The 19,433-nt window shown below is 49.8% G+C and carries 14 protein-coding genes and 1 pseudogene; 5 read left to right on the top strand and 10 right to left on the bottom strand.

Translation table 11 applies throughout. The annotated features are described in order from the left end of the window. Positions 1-2: 2 nt before the first annotated feature. Together AC0L73_RS07985 and AC0L73_RS07980 are read left to right on the top strand one after the other, a co-directional pair. Entirely contained in the window at positions 3-932 is a 930-nt protein-coding gene (locus AC0L73_RS07985) for an ABC transporter permease (protein WP_227952590.1), read from the top strand. After that, positions 929-2,218, top strand: coding sequence for an ABC transporter permease (locus AC0L73_RS07980; RefSeq protein WP_473655275.1), 1,290 nt, complete (start codon positions 929-931; stop codon positions 2,216-2,218). Before AC0L73_RS07985 ends, AC0L73_RS07980 begins: the two co-directional genes overlap by 4 nt. A gap of 6 nt (positions 2,219-2,224) precedes the next feature. Here AC0L73_RS07980 and AC0L73_RS07975 read toward each other — a convergent pair whose 3' ends face one another. From AC0L73_RS07975 to AC0L73_RS07950, 6 genes and pseudogenes are all read right to left on the bottom strand, one after another. Next, on the bottom strand, positions 2,225-3,790 hold the full coding sequence (locus tag AC0L73_RS07975; RefSeq protein WP_473655274.1) for a bifunctional aminoglycoside phosphotransferase/ATP-binding protein: 1,566 nt from the start codon (positions 3,788-3,790) through the stop codon (positions 2,225-2,227). Beyond that, complete coding sequence (locus AC0L73_RS07970; protein ID WP_473655273.1) at positions 3,790-5,517, bottom strand: SulP family inorganic anion transporter; 1,728 nt, start codon at positions 5,515-5,517, stop codon at positions 3,790-3,792. Before AC0L73_RS07970 ends, AC0L73_RS07975 begins: the two co-directional genes overlap by 1 nt. An 8-nt stretch (positions 5,518-5,525) precedes the next feature. Continuing rightward, positions 5,526-6,719, bottom strand: coding sequence for an acetate/propionate family kinase (locus AC0L73_RS07965; RefSeq protein ID WP_473655272.1), 1,194 nt, complete (start codon positions 6,717-6,719; stop codon positions 5,526-5,528). After that, a complete protein-coding gene (locus AC0L73_RS07960; protein ID WP_473655271.1) occupies positions 6,716-8,110 on the bottom strand; it encodes a bifunctional enoyl-CoA hydratase/phosphate acetyltransferase in 1,395 nt (464 codons plus the stop codon). Before AC0L73_RS07960 ends, AC0L73_RS07965 begins: the two co-directional genes overlap by 4 nt. Before the next feature lie 12 nt (positions 8,111-8,122). Then, a complete protein-coding gene (gene fabI, locus AC0L73_RS07955) occupies positions 8,123-8,893 on the bottom strand; it encodes an enoyl-ACP reductase FabI (protein WP_227952608.1) in 771 nt (256 codons plus the stop codon). Positions 8,894-8,905: 12 nt separating this feature from the next. Further along, positions 8,906-10,674, bottom strand: a pseudogene (locus AC0L73_RS07950) (PHA/PHB synthase family protein). Positions 10,675-11,121: 447 nt separating this feature from the next. Here AC0L73_RS07950 and AC0L73_RS07945 point away from each other — a divergent pair. The 3 genes from AC0L73_RS07945 to AC0L73_RS07935 are packed head-to-tail and all read left to right on the top strand — an operon-like array spanning position 11,122 to position 15,712. Further along, entirely contained in the window at positions 11,122-13,566 is a 2,445-nt protein-coding gene (locus AC0L73_RS07945; protein WP_473655270.1) for a Lon protease family protein, read from the top strand. Beyond that, positions 13,559-14,416, top strand: coding sequence for a hypothetical protein (locus AC0L73_RS07940; RefSeq protein WP_473655269.1), 858 nt, complete (start codon positions 13,559-13,561; stop codon positions 14,414-14,416). Before AC0L73_RS07945 ends, AC0L73_RS07940 begins: the two co-directional genes overlap by 8 nt. 51 nt (positions 14,417-14,467) lie before the next feature. Next, positions 14,468-15,712 (top strand): APC family permease, encoded by a 1,245-nt coding sequence (locus AC0L73_RS07935; RefSeq protein WP_473655268.1) that lies wholly within the window; start codon positions 14,468-14,470, stop codon positions 15,710-15,712. A gap of 80 nt (positions 15,713-15,792) precedes the next feature. On the opposite strand, the gene AC0L73_RS07930 is transcribed toward AC0L73_RS07935, so the two are convergent. The 4 genes from AC0L73_RS07930 to AC0L73_RS07915 form a co-directional block, all read right to left on the bottom strand. Next, the gene (locus AC0L73_RS07930) at positions 15,793-16,920 is read right to left on the bottom strand and encodes a methyl-accepting chemotaxis protein (protein WP_227952616.1); all 1,128 of its coding nucleotides are present in this window, start codon (positions 16,918-16,920) and stop codon (positions 15,793-15,795) included. Position 16,921: 1 nt separating this feature from the next. Next, a complete protein-coding gene (locus AC0L73_RS07925; RefSeq protein WP_227952618.1) occupies positions 16,922-17,443 on the bottom strand; it encodes a PAS domain-containing protein in 522 nt (173 codons plus the stop codon). Between the two features lie 385 nt (positions 17,444-17,828). Continuing rightward, positions 17,829-18,635 (bottom strand): glycosyltransferase family 25 protein, encoded by an 807-nt coding sequence (locus tag AC0L73_RS07920; RefSeq protein WP_473655267.1) that lies wholly within the window; start codon positions 18,633-18,635, stop codon positions 17,829-17,831. A 39-nt stretch (positions 18,636-18,674) separates the two neighbouring features. Beyond that, positions 18,675-19,346 carry a gamma-glutamylcyclotransferase gene (locus AC0L73_RS07915; RefSeq protein WP_227952622.1) on the bottom strand — a complete coding sequence of 224 codons (672 nt, stop codon included), beginning with the start codon at positions 19,344-19,346 and terminating at the stop codon, positions 18,675-18,677. Positions 19,347-19,433: the final 87 nt, after the last annotated feature.

Genomic DNA, 19,433 nt, shown 5'->3' with positions numbered 1-19,433 from the left:
CGATGAAAGTTGCACAGCTGTTCCGGGACTATTTTGCTAAAAACGGTATCGGGCTCGGTAGTTTCCTATTGGTCGCGGTGTTGTTCTGGGTTGTTATCCTGATTGTCCTGCCGCAGCTTTCCATGCTCGACTTTTCGTTCCGGCATCATCTTCCCCCTCCGGAGATGGGAGGGCCGAAAGACACCTATACGATTGAGCATTATAAATATCTGGTTCTCGGGGCACCGGGCGCGGATACGACTTATAATGTTGTGGATCTCGGCGTATTTGGCCGGACGCTTCTGGCCGCGTTATTTGTGACCATCCTCGACCTCGTGCTATGCTATCCGCTTGCGTATTACCTTGGTCAGTCGAGGGGCGGCGGGGCAATTCGCATTCTGGTACTGCTGCTGATTATTCCATACTGGATTAATGAAATTCTGCGCGCCTTCGCTTTTCGCATTATTTTCGGCGAAAGCGGCCTGATCAATGAAATGATGTTGGCTATGGGGTTGATCAGCGACCCCGTTGACTTTATCCGGGCAAATGTGGCGCTCTATGCAGGGCTTGGGTATGCCTATATCTTGTTGATGATCTTCCCGATATACAATGTGATCGAAAGCCTTGACCGTAACCAGATCGAGGCGGCGCGCGATATGGGCGCGCCTTGGTGGCGTATTCATTGGCGGGTGGTTATCCCTTACGCCAAGCCGGGTATTTCGTCGGGCTGTACAATGGTGTTCATGCTTTCGGCGGGCGCGCTGGCGGCCCCGCAAATTCTGGGTGGCCCCTCCAGTCTCTGGTTTACGCAGATTATCTATCAGTGGTTTAACACAGGCGGTAACTGGCCCCGCGGTGCGGCCTTTGCCATCGTCCTGCTTGTCACCTGTATTATCATCGTTCTTAGTATGATGCGGCTGTTCAAAGTGAAGATAGGAGATATTGGTAAATGAAGACCAACAATATTCTCCTCAAATTTATTCTAGGTGCCTATCTCGTCGTCTTTTTTGGATATTTGCTGGGCCCGCTTGTCGTTATGAGCATTACGGCTTTCAACTCTCCATCTTTTCCGAAACTGACGCCTTGGGAATGCCTAACGTTCGAATGGTTCGATGTCCTTGCCCATGATGAGCGGATATTGAACGGCATCGAGAACAGCTTCATTATCGGTATTGGCACTGTCATTCTCTCCGTGATTATGGGACTTGCGGGCGCCCTGCTGCTAACCCAGATATGGCCGAAGCTTCGGGCAACCTATTACACCATCGTGATCGCGCCGATCCTTATTCCCGGGGTGGTGCTCGGTATTTCCACGCTCGTATTCTGGGATCGGATGAGCATTATGCTCGGTATGAGTAGCGGGGGCATTCTGCATAACGGCATATTTCTCACTATTCTGGGCCAATCGACCTTTATTGCTTCATACTGTATGCTGGTTTTTATTGCCCGGTTGCAGCGCTTCGATACCGGCCTGACGGAAGCTGCGCTTGATCTCGGGGCGACGCAGGTACAGGCTTTCCGTAAGATTTTACTGCCCTTTATGAAGCCCGCCATTGGCTCGGCCGCAGTTCTTGCATTTCTGGCATCCTTCGAGAATTACAATACGACTACCTTCACCTTCGGCAAGTACCCTACGCTGACCATTGAGCTCGCGCAAAAGGTTAGATATGGGATCAACCCATCCATTTCCGCACTTGCCTTCATTATTATTGCACTGACTATTCTTGGGGCGCTTGCACATGAAATCTATCGCCGGAGACAGCAACTAGCGCTCGCCAATGGCGCCCCCGTAGCGGCGGTCTCGGGTGGGTTTCAGCTACCGAAATTCTTTCGGGGCAATCCGGCCGCCATTATCCTTGTCCTGTTGGCATTGGGGGGTGCCTCCACGATATGGTTCGCCCAGAGTTACAGCCCGAATGCCTGCAAAATGGATGTTCGAGCGCAAAAGCAACTTCTGCAGCAGGAACGGATTAAGGCCATTCGTGAAAAACGGCAGTTGGAGCAACTGCAGAAGCAGCATAAGGGACCGGATGTGTTTGGTGGCAACAACAAGTCTAGCGCGCCGGCAACGCAAAGCCCGGGCAAGGGTGCTTTTGGCAATGTATTTACCCCAGGCAACCTCGATAAGACTGCACCGCCCGCAAAACCCGATGAACCCGCCAAGAGTCCCGGGAAAGGAGCATTTGGAGATGTGTTCTCCCCCAAAAATCTGGATAAAGCGGCACCGAAGGAAGACTAGGGCAGATCAGTCAATATTGGATAATGCGGGTATGTCGAGAACCTGGCGCAGGCTGTCAAACTGGCTACCGCCCGCGTCAATGCGATGCCATGTCAGGCCGGAAGTGCCACGCTTCACTTGCTGATGCACGACTGCCGGGGTCGCATCGGATGCGTCGCCTTTGCGCGCTTCAACGCGTGCGGAGATAACCTCTTCATCCGCCTCTAGCCAGATGCCGATGAACGGAACGTCCAGTTCCTCTGCGAGAGCCTCAAATTCCGCCCGCTCACTCCCCTTAGAGAAGACGGCATCGACAATAACTCTCTGCCCAGCCTTCAGGCCAATGCGGGCTTTATGCCGCAATTTAGCATAAACCTTATCGCTTATTTCCTGGGTATAACTGGATGGGTCCAGCCGTTCAGTCTCAGACACGTTGAAAAGGGCTTTTCGTTCCAGATCCGTGCGGAAATGCAAGAAGCCCGGGGCATGTTCCAGCGTGCCAGCGAGCAATGACGCAAGGGTGGTTTTCCCAGTACCCGAGTATCCACCAATTGCCACCAGCGCTGACTTTTTTGGCGATAAATATTGCATGGCAGTGAAAAAATATTTCCGTGCCGCTATTCTTTCTTCTTGTGCGGCCTTGCCGGAAAGCTGCTGCGCGTGATCATTGGCGACCATGGCTCTAATCCCTGCGCGGATCGCAAGGAAGAGCGGCATGGCTTTCATCCCGTAAATATCCTCAAGTGCGCCGGAGAGATAAAGATATCGGTTAAGAAGCTGGTTTGCGCTCGGGCTCATTTGCTGCTGATCAAGATCCATGAGAAGGAACGCGAGATCATAGAGAGTATCAATAGTCGCCAGTTCCTCATCAAACTCCAACGCATCGAAAAGAACGGGTTTATCGTCGATAAGGACAATATTGCGAAGATGAAGGTCACCATGGCATCGGCGGATAAATCCATGGCGCCCCCGAAATCTCAAGCAAGAGTAGGCGAAGGATAGATGCTCTTCTGCCAGCTGTTGGAAACGTAATACATCTTCTTTTTGAAAAAGCTTTGGCGCGCCCTGAAAGCTATCTCTTAGTTCGTCAATTAATAGCTGAATACGCTTAGGGCCATCTGAGGCTCTCTCGATTGGAGCCTTTTGATGATAGTCGAAAACTGACTTGGCCAGCTTCTCGATCAGTGCCTTTTCAGTAACTCTGCTGTGCGGAAGCTGGTCAAGCATCATCTCCTGCTCAAAGCGTTTCATCTTTACCGCCCATTCAACAGTTTGGCCGGCTCCGTCAAATGTCAGGCTTCCATCAGATTCCTTTGTGATGGCCGTTAGGCCCAGATAAATCTCCGGCGCACCGGGCTGATTGATCGATATTTCCCGCTTACAAAAATGTCGCCGCTTTGCAAGTGTTGAAAAATCCATATAGGGAAATTTGACCGCCTTCTTTATTTTGTAGGCGAAATCACCCGCAAGAAAAATCATCGCGCCGTGGGTTTCATGCACGTCAACCATTTCAATCTCAGTTGGATAATTTGCGGGGTTCTTTAGAAAGGAGATTATCTCCTGTTGTGGTATGTCCGGATATTCTTGAGCCATCAGGCGCAATCAAGGTCTTTGAAGGCATCGTGGGTGCTGAGGTAAACTTTACCGGGCTTGAGATGCTCAAGGAAATGAGTTCGTTCCAATCGATCCATCACCGGCCCCTTCACTTCGGCCAGATGAAAAGTGACACCCGCATTTTTCAAGTCTGAAATGAGAGTCTCCAAAGACTCGAGCGCGCTGCCGTCGATCGCGTTGATGGCACTGCATATAAAGACAACATGTTTTACTTCTGGCTGGTCGACAATCGCTGAAAGGACATAATTTTCAAAATATCGGGTGTTGGCGAAGAACAGGCTTTCATCCACCCTCATCGCCAGAACATGCGCGCAGGTCCGGACCGTGTGACGCTTGATGTTGCGAAAATGTTCGCTGCTTCCAACGCGGCCAACGATGGCGATATGCGGTTTACTGCTGCGCCAGAGGAAGAGGATAAGCGAAACCACAATTCCCGCGATAATACCCAATTCGATACCTTCCGCAATGACAACGGCGAAGGTAACAAGCCAGGCGGCGGCGTCACTCTTGCTATAGGTCCAGTTTACTTTAAGGGCCTTTAGATCGACTAGCCCCAAGACAGCAATGATTATAATGGCCGCTAGTACGGCCTGCGGTAGGTAATAAAAAAGTGGTGTGAAGAAAAGCACGGAAAGTGCAATTAATGCGGCGGTTATAATGGCCGCTAACTGTGTATTCGCACCCGCATCAAAATTTACCACAGAACGACTAAAGCCGCCGCAAACCGGACTGCCACCAGTAAAAGCGGCACCGATATTGGCGACGCCAAGACCAACAAGCTCCTGATTGACATCTATCTTCTGGCGGCGCTTGCTGGCCAGAACCCGCGCGATGGCAACGCTCTCAACAAAACTGACAAGGGCGATCAGGGCCGCCGAAACCGCCAATTCACGCCAAAGGGTAAAATCGAAACTCGGCACGGTGAGCGGCGGTAGGCCTGCGGGGATACTTCCCACAACGACAAGCCCGTTAGTTTCATTCCACAGCATTTTCGCCGACAAAAGGGTCATTAACAGAACTACAAACATAGGCCCTGCTTTTACAAGCGTCTTGGCAATTTTTTCCGATAATCCAAAGCGAATGAGTAGGGGGCTAAGATACTGCCGCAAACTATACAAAAGTATGAGGCTTATCCCACTGATAATCACGGTTAAACCGTTAATGTCGGAAACATGATTGAAGATATAACTAAGCGATTGGTCTATGCGGCTACCGCGTGGAATTTCGATGCCCAATAGATGTTTTAGCTGGCTAAAGGCAATGACAATTGCCGCCGCGCTGGTAAAGCCAGACATTACAGGGTGGCTCAGGAAATTGGCGAGAAAACCAAGTTTTGCAATTCCCATGATCAGGAGAAACAAACCGATTAGGGCGGAAAGAACTAGCGCAGCATAGATATAATCAGCCGACCCCGGAATGGCAATGGTACCAAGTGCTGCCGCGACCATAAGTGAAGCAACGGCGACGGGACCAACAGCGAGAGTGCGGCTACTTCCGAAAAATGCGTAAAGAATGGGCGGCAGGATGCTTGCGTACAAACCTACTTCCGGCGGAAGTCCGGCAAGGATAGAATAAGCCATCGCCTGCGGAACCAGCAGGATAGCGGTGATAATTCCCGCAGTGAGGTCTCCCGGCAGGTCGTTGGATGAATAAGATTTAAGCCATCCAACAGCAGGTATAACTTTCTCAATTCCCTGAGTGGCCATTTGAACCCTCACTCATTGCCGTGTTGGAGGATATTAAAAGTCGCATCGGCAATCACACTTTCTTCATCGGTGGGAATAACTGAGACAACAATTTCAGAGTTTGCACCACTGATTATATGAGCGTTTGACTGATTTGCTTCACTGTCGAGGTTAACCCCGAGCCATTCCAGATTTGCACAAATTTGTGCACGAATGGGTGCGGAGTTCTCGCCTATGCCGGCCGTAAAAACGATGCCTTCCAGCCCTTTAAGCGGGACCATCAGGGACGCAATCTCGCAGGCCGCTCGATAACAGAAAAGATCAATGGCTTCCTTGGCGTGGGCATGATCGCTTTCAAGTAGTACCTGCATATTATTGCTTATCCCGGAAACGCCAAGCAGACCGGAATCATTGTATAAGAGACGCTGGATTTCCTCCTCATTCATGCCACGCTCCTGCATGAAATAAAGAACGACGCCCGGATCAAGGGTGCCACATCTAGTTCCCATCACCAACCCGTCAAGTGCCGTAAAGCCCATACTTGTGGCAACACTTTTCCGGTTTTGCATGGCGCAAAGGCTTGCGCCGTTTCCAAGATGTGCAACAACAATACGCCCCTCCGCTTTTTCTCCGAGGATTTTGGGCAAAATACTTGAAATATACTGATAGGAAAGGCCGTGGAAGCCGTATCGGATGACGCCCTCATCAGTAAGGTGACGGGGAAGTGCAAAAAGCTCTGCCAGATGTAACTGAGTTCGGTGAAATGCCGTATCGAAACAGGCGACCTGCAAGAGATCTCTGTTGCGTTTGATAAGTGCGTCTATCGGAGCCAGATTGTGTGGCTGATGGAGCGGCGCAAGCGACACAAATTGTCTTAGTTCTTGCAGGATTTCGATACTGATTTTAACTGGCGTGGCATACTCGCGTCCGCCATGCACAACACGGTGTCCAATGGCAACGACGTTATTATCCTGGTCATGAACATCCAACCAATCGAGTAATAGACTGGTTAGGTGTTGATGGTCGCTTGTGACTTCTATCGCAGCAAGCGGCCCTTTATCTATATTGCGGCCGGAAATATCTACCGCATTAAATTCCGGGGCGCGGCCTATTCCTTTTATTTTGCCACGGATCAACGGGCTGCTCGGTGTCTGTGCAGCTGGGTACAAGGCGAATTTGATACTCGACGATCCGGCGTTCAGAACTAATATTGTTTCTGTCATGGCGTTTGTTGCTGGACATAATATGCGAAAAGGAGAGCAAGGGCGGAAGAGGCGAGGCGGGACAATGTGCCATCCGCTCGGCTTGTCAGAATAATGGGGACACGAGCGCCCAGGACAATTCCGGCAGATTCCGCGCCGGCAAGATAAATAAGCTGCTTGGCGATCATATTGCCGGCCTCAAGATCGGGTGCAATCAGGATATCCGCCTCTCCTGCAACGGCAGAGGTAATGCCCTTTGCTTCCGCCGCTGTTTTGGAAATGGCATTGTCAAAGGCGAGTGGCCCATCAAGCAGGCCACCGGTTATCTGTCCCCTGTCGGCCATTTTACAGAGGGCCGCGGCATCAATGGTTGAGGCAATCTTTGGATAAACTGTTTCCACGGCTGATAAAACAGCGACTTTCGGCACATCAATGCCAAGCGCGTGGGCAAGGTCGATAGAGTTTTGAATAATATCCCGTTTATCGTCCAGATCAGGATAGATATTGATTGCCGCATCGGTAATGAAAAGGGGCTTTGGATAATGCGGTACATCAAGCACGAAAACATGGCTGATGCGCCGTTCAGTTGTCAGGCCGTTTGCGCGATCAACAACCGCCTCCATAATTTCGTCCGTATGCAGTTTGCCCTTCATCAAAGCGGAGACAGTGCCTTGTCGGACCATTTCGACTGCTTTTTGGGCAGCAGCGTGACTGTGGGGCACATCAATAATGTCAATAGCGTTGATGTCGTAATTCGCTTCCTCTGCGGCGGCCTGTATTTTTTTCTTCGGCCCGATCAATACAGGGACAATTAGGTCATTTTTTGCGGCCTCCAGTGCACCGATCAGGGATATCGTATCGCAAGGGTGAACAACAGCCGTACGGATAGGGTCCAAGTCTCGAGTTGCGGCAATCAATCGCTGATACTGGGCGCCCGTCTCGTGTAAATGTACTTCGGGCAGGAGAATCCGGGGGCGACGGACCTTTTTGGTCGGGGCTATAACGGTCGCGTCGCCATCGATAACGATCTCGCCATTTTGATTGATACATTCACAGGCGAGTGTAACGCGGTAGCCTTTATCGTGTTTTTCTTTCACTGTAACCCGAACGGTGATCATGTCACCCAGTCCGACAGGTTTATGAAAATTAAGAGACTGATTTAGATAGATTGTGCCCGGACCAGGCAATTCAGTCCCCAGAACGGCAGAGATCAGGGATCCACCCCACATGCCGTGGGCAATCACCTTGTGAAACATATCTGACTTTGCATACTCTACATCTAAATGGGCAGGGTTGACGTCTCCGGACATAACCGCAAAAAGCTCAATATCCTTCGTGCTAAGCTTCCGTGCCAAGTCTGCGCTGTCGCCAACCTCTATTTCGTCAAATGTCTTGTTTTCGATATATTGCATGTTCCGCCCTGTTTACGACATTACGTGATAGCCCGCGTCGACATATGAAATGTTGCCAGTAACATTCTTTGCAGCATCGCTGACTAGGCCAACAGCCATGTTACCGACATCTTCAATAGTTACCAGACGATGTTGCGGCGCTCGTGCGCACGCCTCGTCGATCAATTCATCAAAATGCGCTATGCCGGAGGCCGCACGCGTCTTCAACGGGCCGGGTGACAGAGCATTTACGCGAATGCCTTTGGGGCCGAGTTCCGCCGCCAGATAATGCATGGAGGCTTCAAGCGCTGCCTTGACCGGACCCATAATATTGTAGTGGTCAACAACCTTCTCTGCGCCATAATAGCTTACGGTTAGCAAGCTCCCGCCATCTTTCATTAGCGGTTCAGCGTGTCGTGCCAGCCGGATAAAGGAATGACAGGAGATGTCCATCGCTTGGGCAAATCCAGCGCGAGAGCAGTCTATGACGCGTCCTTGTAGATCCTCTGCGGGGCAGTAGGCGATGGAATGCAATAAAAAATCAAGGCCACCCCATTCCTTTGTAATTCTTTCAAATACGGCCTCCATCTGCGAATCGTCCTCGACATCTAGTGGCAGCAGCATCTCGGCATTAACGCTAGTTGCGACCTTCTCAACATAAGGTCGCGCCTTTTCATTCAGATAGGTGAGCGCGAGTCGTCCTCCGGAGCCATGAAAGGCGCGCGCACAGCCAGCGGCAATTGAATGATCATTGGCAATGCCGACGACCAACCCCCGTTTGCCACTGATTAAATTCGGAATCATATGCAAATCATCCTATTCCTGAAAAACGTATGTACCGGGAGCATTTCCCAAAATTTCATAGCCTTGGTCGGTCAATCCCATAGCTGGCGGGGAGGTCTGCTGACCTGAACGGGCTTTTAGCCAAGCACTAAACTCCGGCCACCAAGATCCTTCCTGCTCCGTCGTGTCTTCATACCATTGCTCTGGATCCTTATAGCGATCATCCAATTTATGGAGGGCAAGACGATAGTGGCGCCGTGGATGTCCCGGCTCAGAGACAATCCCTGCGTTATGGCCGCCATTGGTTAGCAGGAATGTAATTTCGGTGTCGGACAGGATATGGAACTTATATACGGATTGCCACGGTGCAACGTGATCCCATTCGGTTCCGACCGCAAATATGGGCACAGTTATGTCTGAAACAGCGACTGGTCGCCCTTCGACGAGAAAGCGGCCTTCGGCAAGATCGTTGTTCAGGAATAAATGCCGTAGATATTCGGAATGCATACGGTATGGCATGCGCGTGGCATCCGCATTCCAGGTCATTAGATCATTGAGGTCTGGCTCTTCGCCCATCAGGTAATTTCGGACTGAGCGGGACCATATAAGATCGTTGGAACGTAGTAATTGGAATGCACCCGCCATCTGTTTTGTATCCAGAAACCCTTGTTCCCACATCATGTCTTCCAGGAAGGTGACCTGACTTTCATTGATGAACAGCATCAACTCCCCAGCCTCGGTAAAGTCGGCTTGGGCTGCGAAAAGCGAGAGTGATTTAAGTCGATCATCATTATCTCGACACATGGCTGCTGCGGCAATCGTTAGCAAGGTGCCGCCAAGGCAATAACCAACGCCATGCACTTTCTCATTCGGTATGATATTTTCTATAACATCAAGTGCTGCCATCACCCCGAGGCGTCGATAATCATCCATCGATAGGTCGCGATCATCAGGGTCCGGGTTTTCCAAGAAACCATGAAAACTGTATACCCCTGCTCTGTTAGGAATTTAACGAGAGAGTTTTCGGGAGAAAGATCAAGGATATAGTATTTCATGATCCAAGCCGGCACGATGAGGATCGGCTCCGGATGAACCTTTTCCGTAGCAGGCTCATACTGGATTAGCTCTATCAGCCGATTTCGGTAGATTACTTTTCCGGGCGTAACCGCAATATTTCTGCCAACTTGATATTTCTGATTGTCCGTCCGTTTTCGGCCGCTGACGGCTGCCTCAAAATCTTTGACGAAATTCTGATAGCCGCGAACAAGGTTTTGTCCGCTTTCATCGACGGTTTTTTGAAGAACTTCCGGATTTGTCAAAAAATAATTGGACGGCGAGAAAACATCAAGAACTTGCCGAGTTGCAAACTCCACGACATTTTCATGTTGTTGGGTAACTCCGCGCACCCCGGTCGTTGCGTTATGACACCATTGCTGTGTCATCAAAAAGGATTGATGAAGTAGGTTATATGGGAATGTTTGCCAAGCCGGATCGCTAAAGCGTTTATCTTGCGGCAAGGGCTCAATGCATCGCGGCGAAGCATCATCGTCATTTTTATTCTGCGCACACTGGGTCGCGTAGTTGGCAAGACGCAGGCTCTTCTTCACAGCCTTCTCAACAAGCTGAAGCCGCTTGCCCGGTGAGGTAGCCAGATGAACGACCCAATCGGCATAGGCTCCAGCAAGGGCGCTGGGAGAAAGTCCGCCTGTAAAACGAGCGGCCATTGCATGTGTGGAACGGTCCAGTATTTCCTGCATTGATGTTGAGAAATAGGAGTCGCGTTCAAATGGCGAATGCCCCATATCAGGGTTTTCCATGATTTTCTGATAGGGATATGCAATAGCAGAAGGTGGCGTCTTACCCTTGGTTGTTGTCACAGCGGGTAAATTTGTTTTGGTAGCGACCATTTTTGCGGGTCTCTTTCTCGTTTTGTGGGAAGCTTGTTTTTGTGCCATGATATTTCCATTCACGCCCATCATTGGGGAAGCCGGGGAAACTTAGCTATACTATCAGTGATTTGTGCGCCGCAGCATTGATCAGGATCAATCTCGAAAGCCTTTGCAGGCAATGTTTTTCTAAGTTCAGACCTCTGTACACAAGCAAGCTTTCAAATATATGCCGGATTTTAGACGTTTCGCCAGATAGCGGTTTAATCAAAGCAGTGAATTCCACGCTTCGAATTGATTTGGCTCATATTGGGCGACAAATAATATGCTAGAATCGCGAGATACTAAAAAAAGGATTTCCTGATGGTGGATACTAAGGCACTGCCCGCTTCACAATTATGCCGCAGATATGATCTTGAAGCACTTGGGTTTAAGGATACAACCGAATTGGAGGATTTGCGCGAGCCGTTAGGTCAGGATCGTGCGGTAGAGGCCATTCGCTTTGGTATTGGTGTGCGTCATCATGGCTTTAATTTGTTTGCATTTGGCCCTTCAGGATCTGGTAAAACAGAAATTATCCGTCGTTATCTTGAACCCGAAGCTGCGGCAAAGCCAGTCCCGGATGACTGGTGTTATATAAATAATTTTAAGGTACCGGATCACCCAAAATTGTTACGCTTGCCCGCAGGGCGCGCGAATGATCTCGCGCAGCAGATGGAGGCACTTACCGAAGAAGTTCGCGCCGTTATTTCCGCCGCCTATGAAAGTGAGGATTACCGCACACGGCTTGATGTTATTGTGGAGCAGTTCAAGCTAAAGCAGGAAGAAGCATTCGAGGATCTGCAGAAGAAGGCAGACGAGAAAAACGTCTCCATTGTCCGGACGCCGATGGGTCTCGCTTTGGCACCATCGCAAGATGGAAAGGTGCTAAATCCGGAGGCTTTTTCCAAGCTGTCCTCAGAGAGCCAAGAGAAATTCAAGAAAGACATCGGTGAACTGGAAGGTGATTTGCAGGCTGTTGTTCGTATGCTTCCGGAAGTGGAGCGCGAGCAGCGCCGGGAAATCACTAAGCTTAACCGGGAGGTCACAAGCTTTGCGGTCGATCACCTCATAGATGAAATTCGGGAAAAGTGGCGGGATTGTACGGCAGTGCTCGTCTTTTTTGATGAAGTTCAGGACTATATCATCAACCATAGTGATGTGTTCCGTTTAACCAAGGACGAGGCGGTGGAGACAGTTCCGGCCCGTATCGCCGCGGATTTTGTGATGCAGCAGGAACGTGTCATCGGGAACTGCCAGATTAATGTTCTGATCAGCCATGACGCCAATGGCGGTGCGCCGGTTGTCTATGAAGATAATCCTACGGTTGAGAACCTGATCGGTCGGATAGAGCATCGCTCGGAATTTGGCTCCTTGGTGACAGATTTTCGGTTGATTAAACCTGGTGCGCTTCATCGGGCGAATGGCGGTTATCTAATCCTTGATGCCCGCCGATTGGTATTTCAACCCTATGCCTGGGAAACTCTCAAGCGCGAACTCCGCAGCCAGGAAGTAAGAATAGAATCGCTCACCCAAATGATGTCACTTGGCAGTATGGTAAGCCTGCAACCAGAAACGATGCCATTAGATATTAAGGTGATCCTGATAGGTGACCCGCTTCTTTACTATCTACTCAGCCAGAATGATCCGGATTTTCAAAACCTTTTCAAGGTGCCGGTTGATTTTGACGATCGTCTACCGGTGACGGATGACGCCGTTGCGTTATATGCGAAATTTATTGCGACAGAAGCGAGAAAAAAACGGCTAATGCCGCTGGAGCGGGGTGCTGTTGAAAAAGTAATGGAAAGGATGACCCGCCTTACTTCAGATACGGAAAGGTTGTCTAGTCATACCCGCTCTTTGTCCGACTTAATGTCAGAGGCGGATTACTGGGCTGCGTCCCGGAAGGCATCACATATCGCCGCAGAGGATGTGACGCACGCGATAAAAGCCCATATTCATCGATCGGACCGGATGCGTGAACGCACTCAGGAACAGTTCCAGCGCGGTACAATGATGCTCGACACCTCGGGTGCCAAGGTCGGCCAGATCAATGGCTTATCTGTAATGCAGTTAGGTGATTTTGCCTTTGGTCGGCCGAGCAGGATTACAGCAAGGGTGCATCTCGGGCGTGGTCGCGTCATCGATATTGAACGTGAAGTGGAACTTGGTGGCCCGCTTCATTCAAAAGGCGTGCTGATCCTCTCTAATTTTCTGGCGGCACGTTATACCGAAAATAAGCCGTTGTCCTTGAATGCGAGCCTGGTGTTTGAGCAATCTTACGGCGGCGTAGATGGAGATAGTGCGTCTTCGACAGAGCTTTATGCACTTTTATCCGCGCTGGCAGATGTTCCAATAAAGCAGTCCCTGGCTGTTACGGGGTCGGTAAATCAATTCGGTGAAGTGCAAGCTATCGGGGGCGTAAATGAAAAGATTGAGGGATTCTTCGATCTTTGTAACTTCCGCGGACTTAGTGGTACTCAGGGTGTGCTTATTCCGGAGTCAAACGTCAAACATCTTATGTTGAAGGATGAGGTTGTGGAAGCGGCAGAAAAAGGCAAGTTCCATATTTTTTCAGTTGCCAGCATTGACGAGGGGATCGAGATTTTGACAGGCATGCCTGCCGGAGAGCTGGATGCGGCTGGAAATTATCCTAAAGATACGATCAATGGCCGGGTTAAATTACGGCTTGAGGCTTTTGCTGAATCAGCACGGCGATATGTAAAGTCTGGCGGCGAAGAGAAAATGTCGGAGGTAATTGATGACTGAGCCCTCGCCCCCGAAATATCACAGGGTATTGCTCCAGATTGATGCGGCGACGCATTGTCAGGAAACGGTTGGAGCAGCCATTGATATCACGGCGCGGCTTGGAGGGGAGTTGCATGGCATTTTTATAGAGGACGCGGACCTTATCACCGTCGGAGAGTTTGATTTTATCCGTGAGTTCCGCCTGTCCTCACCAACCGCACATCAACTGGATCGACTTACTTTGAAAGGTCAGTTGCGCGCAATGGCAAGAAGCGTTCAGCGACAGCTTGAGCGCGCGGGGAGCCGCCGTAAGGTTACTGTAGGCTTCCGGTCGGTTCGCGAGGATGTTTGGCGGAACGAGGGAGAAACACTTGTCGACGCTGATCTGATCATCATCGAAAGCACAAATAGACTGAAAAGCCGGGGTTACCGCGGTCAGCGTTCAAACCGACGTGCTCTTGCAACGATGCGTCCGACATTACTGCTGAAAGGCGGCGGGCGGCTGGTGCCTTATGTTACGGTCATCTGTGAGTCCGTTGACGCGGCGGATCATGGCATGCGCGTGGCGAGGGCTCTTTTGGGGGCGTCTCTCAAAAACATAACGCTTCTTCCTTATCGTGTGACCGAGCGGGTGTATGGCGAGATACTTAATTTTGAACAGGAATTTTCTAAAAGCGCGGATCAGGCGACCGAAGGAAGCGGCCGAGTGCATGTTGCGCCTCTGGCTGCCGAAAGTGACAACTCAATCATGAGTATGCTTGCGCCTGAAAACGGTGTCGTTGTTTTGAAAACAGGAGGAGCACTCATGAACAATCCAACAGAACTGGAATCACTCATCATAAGTCAGCATCCCTTGCTGTTTGTTCAGTGACATTCGAAACTGAGTGTTTGAAATTCAAGTTTGCAATCATGAAGGTTTAATATGCAAGACGAGAACGTGAAAGATGCGGAGACAAGGCCAGCGGAACTTAAGCGACGGCTTACACTCCCTCTTCTCACCCTTTATGGCCTTGGTGTGACGATTGGCGCAGGAATATACGTACTCGTCGGAACAACGGCGGCGCGGGCCGGTATCTATGCACCGATTTCATTTCTGGTGGCGGCATCTGTTGTTGCTTTTACCGGCTTCACTTATGCTGAATTGTCGACCCGCCATCCTGTCAGCGCAGGGGAGGCCGCCTATGTAAGGGCAGGGTTTAATTCCAATCTTCTGACGTTGATTGTCGGATTATTGGTCGCGTCATCGGGCATTGTTTCTTCTGCGGCCGTATCCATTGGGGCGGCAACCTATGTTGGCGAGATCATCCCACTTTCTCCGACGTTACTGACGATTGCAATAATATTGATAGTTGGTGTCATTGCTGCATGGGGGATACTGGAATCAGTTTTTGTCGCGGCTATCTTCACAGTGATTGAGATTGCGGGGTTGGGCCTTGTTATTTACTTCGGTGTGAGCGCCGAACCAGAGGTTCTGTTAAACATAGATACCTTGCTCCCGCCACTCGATGGCGTTATCTGGGGCGGCATAATTTCAGCGAGCTTGCTTGCGTTTTTCGCCTTTGTGGGCTTTGAAGATATTGCGAATGTCGCAGAGGAAGTAATTGAACCTCACAGAAACATGCCGCGAGGCATTATACTTACGCTCCTGATCGCGACGGTCCTTTACTTTCTCGTGGTTTCTGTTGTTGTTCTTGTGGTGCCTATTGCGGATCTTGCCGGATCTGCCGCTCCTCTTGCTCTTGTCTTTGAGTCGGCGGGAAGCACCGCATCGGGGATATTTCGCCTAATCGCTATTGTTGCAACGACCAACGGAGTACTGATCCAGATCATCATGGCCTCCCGGGTGATATATGGATTGTCAGTGCAGAAAAGCCTGCCGTCTTTTCTGTCGGCTGTTAACCCAGTCACCGGAACGCCGCTTACTGCGACCGCTGTGATTGTAGTGCTGGTCTTAATATTCGCGACCCTCCTGCCGATCGCACAGCTGGCGGAGGCGACATCGACGATTGTCCTGATCGTTTTCTCGCTGGTTAATCTTGCTCTGATCCGTCTTAAATTAACGGGTGAACAACCAACGGAGGGCGTCTTTATCGTACCGCTCTGGGTGCCGATAATGGGGTTTCTGACCAGCATTTCACTGCTGCTGTCAGGGCTGTTGCCGATTTAGGGCGTCAGTATGACTTTGAAAAATAGCTAATGAGGCGGCAAAAAAGCCGCCTCATCCTGTGGGGTGAATTGAACTAAACGCTATTTACTGTTCAAGACTTCCGTCAGAAGTTCCGCTTGGCTCGTAAGTTCACTTGCGACGCTCGCCAACTGTTCAGAGCTGGCGCTGACTTCTTTGACATTCTCATTTACGACGCCAACATTGGTCGTGACATCCTGAACACCTGAAGCTGCTTCCTGTACATTTCGGGAAATCTCTTGTGTTGCGGCACCTTGTTCTTCAACGGCGGACGCAATTGCAGAAGACACTTCATTAATATTGGAAATGGATTTGCTGATTTCAGAGATAGAGCTGACAGCGGTTGTCGCCGCTTTCTGAATGGCTTCGACCTGTAGTCTGATCCCTTCAGTCGCTTTTTCCGTCTCTGCTGACAAGCTCTTGACCTCGCTAGCGACAACCGCGAAACCTTTACCGGCCTCTCCGGCGCGGGCGGCCTCGATTGTGGCATTCAGCGCAAGCAGTTTGGTTTGTCCGGCGATATTATTGATCAGTTTGACCACATTCCCGATTTCTTCAGATGCAGCGGAGAGGCTGGCAACCATATCGTTGACTTCTTTGGATTGAGTCACAGCTTCACTGGACATGTTCGCTGAACTATTGACCTGGCGGTTGATCTCTTGAATGGAGGAATTGAGCTCCTCTGCGGCTGAAGCAACCGTTTGGGTGTTCCGGCCAGCCTCTTCCGCCGCGGCGGCAACGGCAGCTGTTTTCTCGCTGGTGCTTTTGACCGTGTCGCCCATGAACTGGGCGCTGGTGTTCAATTGGCCTGCTGCAGTTGTAATCGCGGTAACGGCATCGTGGAATTTCGATATTTTTGCTTCAACACCATCTGCGGCGCTGTTTATCTTTTCGACAGCCACGCCATAGGAGCCCATAAGCCCTTCCGGTGCGATACGACGGAAATATTGATTTTCCGCAATAAAGCCAAGACACGCCGTGGATTCACGCAAGTAAGCATCGGCCCGGTCGATCATTTCATTTACCTTGGTGCAGAGCGCGCGTTCTATTCCCTCTTCAGCGGGAATATTTTTTATCCGACTTTCAAAATTGCCGCGACAGATGTTGTCGGCCACTTCCATAATTTCCTGAAGGCGCTCAGGACCAATACTCAATGTATCTTTTGCATCTATTTTCAGTTCCATGTTCATCTTATTGCTCCCTCATCAAGGAGGCTGCGAACTCGCCGTAGCTCAATCCTTTTTCCGTCAAAATTTCCTCAAGACGTGCAGCAGATTTCTGAGTGCCTTCCTTGCGGTTGGTAGAAGCAGCTTCGATATTGTTTAGCTCCGTGTAAAGCGGTTCAATCACTTCTTTGATTGTTCGAGGATTGGGCACCCGGCGCGTGGAATGGTAACCGGATACACTACCATTTTCGTAGCTTGGAGTTACATGGGCGATAACCCAGTAGTGGTCTCCGTTCTTTGTCGAGTTTACCACATAAGCGAAAATCTCTTCTCCTTTTGCGATGGTGCTCCAGAAAAGGTCAAAAACGCCGCGCGGCATATTGTCATGCCGGATAACATTATGCGGTTTTCCAATAACTTCACTATCATCATAACCAGCTATTTCAAGGAAGGTATGATTTGCGTAAGTAATATGCCCTTTTAGGTCAGTTTTACTTACAATCAGGTCATTTTTATCGAAATAGACCTCTTGTCCTGGATAGTTCACTTTATTCCTCCAAATTAGTGACAACTTACTAGAAATAAAACTCTTTTTTACAGTACAAAGAGATGTATTTCTAAATTATACATATTGTTATACTTTATTATAGTTACTTATTAGTTAAGTAAATTTTTTGAATTATTTAAAAATAAAGTTTTTAATTGAATTAATATTCAATAATAGTAAAATTCTAAATTAGAAAATAGTTATATTAATTAACTATAATTAAACATGCCAAGGCAGAACTTATTCTACGCAATACTTTTGTATATATTTAAGGGGAGGCTTATTAGTTGCGGGAGTTTTTTATGAGTCCCATCGATCGCAAGAAAAATAATTTCTATACTTGTAATTTACATATGCGAATATTTTATACTACGGGGAGCATTGATCAGTTCGATAGATGGTTCCGATCCCGAAACCAGGCCATAAGATAGAGGATTCGCTTTCCTGCGCCATTACTGAGTTTGTACCAGAACCGATAGAATGGATGTAGTAGCTTCGTGAGCCCCCGGATTTGCTTTGCCTTGTCGAAACGTTCTTCACCAATGGTAGAGGGGCCTTCCAGGTCGGGTTTGACCGGCGACGGGTGAATCAGCAGGGTTTCCAGACGAGTCTGCCAGGCGCGACTGTGGATAATATCGACGGGCACCCAGTTCCGCTGCATAAAATGAAGAAGCCGTGTCGCGGCCTTCAGTGTCAGCAAATAGGCGTAGGCACCGCTGGGAGACGTTGGTACACGCGTAATGCTGTAGCCGTGGCTTAGCGGGGCGAGGGTGCGATAGCCGATATCAAAAACCTTGCCATGCCCTATAAACCGGATCAAATCCCAATGTATTGTGGTCTTTTGAATATCCTGCAGGACGTTTTTAAAATCATCGGCGAGGAAAGTATCGTCCTCCAGCACGAGAGCCTGTGGTATATTTTCGGCGACCATTTTCTCATAAATGGCACGGTGGGAGAGAAGGCAGCCAATTTCCCCGGCCTTTAGGTCTTTGCCGAAATAGCGGCGACGCTTCTCGCCGTCATAATCCGCGAGATTTGAAATATCAAGCTTGTAACCGTCAATGGCGTCGAAATAAATCGGCGTCAACCCTACTTTGGCTAGTCGCCCCGTCATATCCGCCCGGCGGTGGGTGTCTTTCGGCCGGTTGATGACAAAAATCGGCGGCAGATCGCTGGAAGGATTGGTGGTCAAAGCTTATCACTCACGCAATATAAAACAGGCGGCGAATTGTTAAGTGATGTCGGCGCGATGATCAAGCTCCTTCATTTTTTGTTGAATCGCATGAAGATATCGATCCTTCACATCCATTTCATCAAGATGCGCGACTGTGTTGTTGAGGTAATCACGACAGGAGCCAAGACGCCCCTCCCCGGTAGCAAGCAGGCGCGCTGTTTCTTCCATGCTGATTTCAGCAATATAACGCGGATGGGACCGGTTAATAACAAAGGTCAGTCCTTTCACGGTTCGGTCCCGCAGCCGAATATGGACGTGACGGGCATCGTAAGAGCCAGAAATCATTTCCCGCATCCAGAGGATATCTGTTTCGGTCTCAATCTTTTCCGGGGCGATATGAAAGGCACGTCCGTTACAGGAACCGCCATGATCAAGGGCGAGCATTAGTCCCGGCTTTTCCGGGCTTCCACGTCCGATTGACGCCTGAAGGCAGAAACGACGGCGAAAACCATGGAGGCGGGCGGGCTGCCATTCGGTGAAATGAAATGCCGGGTTCCAGAGGAGAGAGCCGTACCCGAATACCCAAAGGCCTTCTTCTTTTGGGATCCTGGATAAAAACTCATGGCGGGTTGCGTCCCGTTCTTCATGGGTCAGGGCGTGAAAAGGCCCGTGACGTTTTGCTTCCCGAATAAGCTCTTCTACCCGTTCGCGGCTGAATTCTTCTCGCACCAACATATTATTTGTTTGAACTTTCTGATCATATTTCGTTAATCTGGTCTTTTCCTGGATGACTACAGGTTTATTACAAAGCGAGCC

Source organism: Sneathiella sp. D3-11, assembly GCF_055809395.1.
The sequence above is the reverse complement of the archived record's forward strand: the minus strand, read 5'-3'. Positions and strand labels throughout refer to the sequence as shown.